Below are 5,243 nucleotides of genomic sequence, written 5' to 3' on the forward strand. Positions count from 1 at the left end.
ACAGGGGTTTGTCGACTATCTGCTCAAGCAGCAGCTGACGCACCTCGGCCATCTTCATGTCGGGGCGACCGATCAGGCTCACCACCATCACCTTCTCAGGCAAACGGGTCAGCAACAGCTCGCAGAGGGTAGCGCGGCCGCTGCCGGCTGGACCGGATAGGAATATAAAAGGGTGATTGAATTCAATCAGATGCAGCAGCCGTTCGACCAGCTGCCGCTGAGAGGGAAATTGGAGCAACTTACTCACATTCGGACTCGATCACCGATTGCAATTGAGCATCAGACACATCGGCCACCACTTCGGCATGGCCAATTCCCACCGGCAATACCAGACGCAACTTGCCAGCAAGCACTTTCTTGTCTCGGCGCATGTGGCGCAGGTAGGTATCAAAATTCATATCGGCAGGTCCCTTCACCGGCAACTTGGCAGCCAGCAGCAGGGCACGGATCCGTTCTTGTTGCTCGGCGCTCAACTGACCACGCAACTGCGCTGTGGCCGCCGCTTGCATGATGCCGGCAGCAACGGCCTCGCCATGCAACCAGTTGCCATAACCCTGCTCTGCTTCGATGGCATGGCCAAAGGTATGGCCCAGGTTGAGCAGAGCCCTTACACCGTGCTCAGTCTCATCTTCGGCAACCACATCGGCCTTGATCTCGCAGCAGCGCTTGATGGCATGAGCCAACGCGACCGGGTCCTGTTGCTGCAGCCGGGACATGTTCTGCTCCAGCCAACTGAAGAAATCAGCATCCCAGATGATGCCGTACTTGATCACCTCAGCCATGCCAGCGGCGAATTCTCGCTCGGGCAGCGTCTGCAGGCACTCAGTATCGATGACGACCAGCTTGGGTTGATAGAAGGCGCCTATCATGTTCTTGCCGAGAGGGTGATTCACGGCAGTTTTGCCGCCAACGGAGGAGTCGACCTGGGAGAGAAGGGTGGTGGGGACCTGGATGAAGGGGATACCGCGTTGGAAGCTGGCGGCCGCAAAGCCCACCACATCCCCAATCACACCCCCACCCAGGGCGATCAGGGTAGTATCACGTCCATGGTTGGTCTCAAGCAGCGCTGACATGATGCGCTCGAAAGTCGCCAGCGTCTTGTGCGCCTCGCCGTCCGGCAGGATCAGGTGTTCTACCTGATAGTCCGCCAGTAGCTGACTCACCCGCTCGAGATAGAGGGGAGCCACCACGGTGTTGGTCACTATCATGACCCGCTTACCCTTGATGGCCTGAGTCAGCACGTCGGGGCGCTGCAGCAGTCCAGCCGCTATTTCTATCGGGTAAGAACGCTCACCCAGTTCGACCTTCAACCTTTCCATGGACGTCCTCGACATTACATACCGATTAGCTTGACGATTTGATTGGCAACGATTTTAGCACTCTGATCATCGGTGTGGATAACAAAGTCAGCCACTTCCTCATAGAGGGCATTGCGCTCGTACGCCAGACGCTCCAGCACTTCACGGGGCGGCTCTTCGGTCTGTAGCAAGGGCCTGCGCTTGTCTCTCTGTGTGCGCGCCAGTTGCTTTTCAATGGTGGTTTCGAGGTAAACGACAATGCCGCGGGCAGAGAGCTTGTTGCGGGTTTCGCGGCTCTTGATTGCACCACCGCCTGTCGCCAGCACTATGCCTTGCTGCTCGGACAGATCGCCGATCACCTTCTCTTCGCGAATCCGGAAACCTTCTTCGCCTTCAACATCGAACACCCAGCTGATATCGGCACCACTGCGGCGCTCAATTTCATGATCTGAGTCGAAAAACTCCATATGCAGTTGTTCTGCCAGATGTCTACCTATGGTGCTCTTGCCCGCACCCATGGGACCTATCAGGAAAATATTGCGTTTCTCAGCCATGTCTTTTCATTAGTAATTACAAACTGTACGACCCCGATGAACTATGGATCGGGGTACCTATGAACCTTATCTTGCGATGGATCAGGAGGGGGATTATCTCAATAGAAATCAGGACTGGCAACCGCAGACCTTACGCCCCAGCCTCATTGGGGCGTAAGGTTATATGTGTTTTACCCCGATATGTAAAGCATTCAAAACTTGTCGGTAACTATCCTGGGCGTCACAAAAATCAGCAACTCGCGCTTCTTGTTCTCGCTGGTGGTCTTGCGAAACAGGGCGCCAAGGCCAGGGATGTCGCCAAGCAGAGGCACCTTGCTGACATCGTTTTTGATCGTCTGCTGATAGATGCCGCCAAGCACCAGTGTCTCGCCATTGTTTACCAGCACCTGAGTGGTGATGGACTGGGCATTGATGGAGACGGCATCACCTGTCCCCGTCGGCACCGTTTCGCCTTTAGTATCCTGGGTCACCGTCAAGTCGAGGATGACCCTGTTGTCCGGCGTTATCTGCGGTGTCACTTTGAGGCTCAGCACGGCTTTTTTGAAGGTGACCGAGGTCGCACCGCTTGATGAGGACTCCACATAGGGGATCTCGGTACCCTGTTCAATCAATGCTGGTTTCTGGTTTGCCGTGGTGACTCTCGGGCTCGCGATAATCTCTGCCTTGCTCTCTTTTTCCAGCGCCGACAACTCGAGATCCAGCAAGGTACCATTGGCCAGACGAGCCACCTGGAAAGCCAGGGTGCCGGCGGCGTTGGTGACAGGTAGATTGACGTTTAACCTGTCCTCGACGCTGCCCGCTGTACCAGTGCCATTCAAACTATCATTCCCCTCTATCGAACCCGATGTGCTATTGCCATGGCCATCGTTCTTGGTCACCCCCCAGCGTACCCCGAGCGCCTCATCAAAGCCGTCATCTATAGTCACCATCCTGGCTTCAATAACCACCTGCTTGACCGGGATATCGAGGATATCCAACATGCGTTTGATGTTGCTGATCACGTCTGCGGTGTCTTTTACCACCAGCACGTTGGTACGCTCATCCACGCTCACGGCGCCTTTGGCCGAGAGCAGCTTGGTACTCTCGGAGGAGAGCAGGGCCGCCACTTCCGACGCCTTGGCATAGTTGATCTGCATATATTCGGTATAGAGCGGCGCCAAATCTGCCACTTGGTTGCGGCTCTCCAACTGCTGCTTCTCCCGGGCCGCTATCTCTTCTGCCGGGGCCACCAGCAAGATGTTGTCATCGAGACGCTTGTCGAGGCCACGCACCTTGAGAATGATGTCAAGCGCCTGCTCCCAGGGCACACCGTCGAGGCGAAGGGTGATATTTCCGGAGACTGAATCCGTGGTTACCAGGTTGAGGTTGTTGAAATCGGCGATGAGTTGCAACACGGTTCGTACCGGTATGTCCTGAAAATTCAGGGAGATGGGTTTGCCTTTATACTGTTTGGCGACAGAGCCGACTGGCGCGCGCTTTTTCACTTCTATGATGAACAACTTGTCCGCCTGATCGTAGCGAAAATCAAACTGGCCATTTACCGATAGCTCGAATCGGGTGTCATTACCCTGGCGAAATGCCTCAACTTGGGACACTGGGGTGGCGAAGTCTTGTACATTGATGAGGTTCAGCTGATCGTCCGGGATCCGGGTACCGTGAAACTTGGCCACCACTTTCTGCCCTGTACTACTGACATCCACGGCTGCCGAGCTGTTATCCAGCCGCACCAGAAATTCGCCCTGACCATCTTTACCACGACGAAAATCGACCCCCTTGACCGAGTTGAAATAGGCATCACCAGTGTTGGCTTTGGTGGCGGGTAACATGATGGGTGCCTTGGCAACAGGCATAGGTACGGGTTTGGCCGCCTTGTCGCCGAGGGAGATGAGCAACTTGTTGCCTTGCTGATGCACTTGATAAGGCATCAACCTGTCCAAGGCAATCTGTATATCAAGTCCTGTTCCTTTGCCATCGACCTTGACGCTGTCGACCCCCTCCTGCTTGATGGGCAGTGGGTTGACCTTCAGCGCTCCTACCGCTCCCGGGATGTGCAGCATCAACTGATTAGGCTGGTAACCCAGCCGGTCGGTAAAACCTGAAACCGGCTCGCTAAAGCTCAACTCCAACAAGAGTTGATCGGCTAACAGGGGGTTTACTTTTACCTCCTGCAAGGTCGGGATCGCCCATGCCGGATGAAACAAACTGCCCAGTAACAGCGCAGCCACCCTGAATGTTATTGCTGTTGTTATTCTCATCGACGCTCATCCCTGATTATCGTTTCGCTTCAAGAAGATGGACCATCACCAGCGGCAATGCTTCATGCTCATCACTGATTATTTTTTGCTTCCATATTGGCCATCACCAACTGCGTTTCTCGTGTTACCCAACATCCCTTTCCGTCGGGTACTGTTTCTAGCAAATCCACAGCTGTATTGGTGATCCTGATGACCCGTCCCTGATCCAGGCCCATGTAATGATTCAACCCCATGCGCATGGATTGACCATCCGGCGTGCGGATGAGTGCCCACAACTGACCCTGTTTACCCATGGTGCCCTGCATGGCCAGACTCGCCAGCGAATAATTCTCAAGCACCTCCTTGGGTCTATTGGCCACTATCTGGGCACAGTCTGCTTTTACTTTTTGTTCAACGCCAGCACGACTCTCTGGCTGGGGTTCACTGAAGGGGTTTCGTTTATCAATCGATTCATAATGCAGGGGAGAGAACGGCGTTATGACGGGCAGTGGTTCTATGGCTATCGGTGGCCTGGCCTTGATCTGGCTGATATAGCCATCCATATTCTCTTGGCTGTTACAACCAGCCAGCAATAACACAAACCAATACTTGGTGAGCTGCCTCATTTTTTCTGCCCCCCAGCATTGCCATTGTATTTATAGGTTTTGGCCAGCATGGACATGGCGATGATGTCGCTGTTCGCGCCATGACTCAGGGTGAAAGAGTCCAGAATGACGATACGCGGCAGGGCCGCCATGGCTGCCGTAAACTTGCCTATCTCGTGATAAGTGCCAGCTACCTCAATGCGCATTGGTAATTCGGTGGAGAATTCATGAGGCGCCTCGGCTTCCCAGTGAATACGATTGAGTTTTAGACCGTTGTCGGTGGCGATGAAGCTGATGTCATCAAGCAACCCGGCAACCTCATGGGTGTTGGGCAACTGCTTGAGCTGGGTATCAACCAGTTGCTCCAACTCGACCAGCTGTTTTTTATAGGCAGGCAAGCTAGCCGCCAGCATCGCCTTGCTCTCAAACTGTGCCTTGAGTTCTTTCTCTTTATTCTGTTCCTGAGTCAACGCGGTCATAGAATTGTTTATCACATAGTAATAAATCGCGCCGCCAAGCAAGATGCAACCAAACAGGATGAGTGAATCGCCC

General features: G+C 54.2%; 5 protein-coding genes and 1 pseudogene. All 6 read right to left on the reverse strand.

Going from position 1 to position 5,243, the window contains the following annotated elements:
• Positions 1–247 (reverse strand): annotated as a pseudogene (locus G113_RS19025) (cell division protein DamX); the annotation flags it as partial.
• A complete protein-coding gene (aroB, locus tag G113_RS19030; protein WP_005909678.1) occupies positions 240–1,319 on the reverse strand; it encodes a 3-dehydroquinate synthase in 1,080 nt (359 codons plus the stop codon). The pseudogene G113_RS19025 and the gene aroB, both read right to left, overlap by 8 nt.
• Before the next feature lie 14 nt (positions 1,320–1,333).
• The gene (gene aroK, locus G113_RS19035; protein ID WP_005909680.1) at positions 1,334–1,852 is read right to left on the reverse strand and encodes a shikimate kinase AroK; all 519 of its coding nucleotides are present in this window, start codon (positions 1,850–1,852) and stop codon (positions 1,334–1,336) included.
• Positions 1,853–2,043: 191 nt separating this feature from the next.
• A complete protein-coding gene (locus tag G113_RS19040; protein ID WP_040319402.1) occupies positions 2,044–4,107 on the reverse strand; it encodes a type IV pilus secretin PilQ in 2,064 nt (687 codons plus the stop codon).
• Positions 4,108–4,178: 71 nt separating this feature from the next.
• Positions 4,179–4,712, reverse strand: coding sequence for a pilus assembly protein PilP (locus tag G113_RS19045; RefSeq protein ID WP_005909684.1), 534 nt, complete (start codon positions 4,710–4,712; stop codon positions 4,179–4,181).
• The coding region (locus tag G113_RS19050) for a type IV pilus inner membrane component PilO (RefSeq protein WP_005909685.1) at positions 4,709–5,243 on the reverse strand (535 nt) is incomplete at its 5' end. The genes G113_RS19045 and G113_RS19050, both read right to left, overlap by 4 nt.

The organism is Aeromonas molluscorum 848, assembly GCF_000388115.1.
Lineage (GTDB): Bacteria > Pseudomonadota > Gammaproteobacteria > Enterobacterales > Aeromonadaceae > Aeromonas > Aeromonas molluscorum.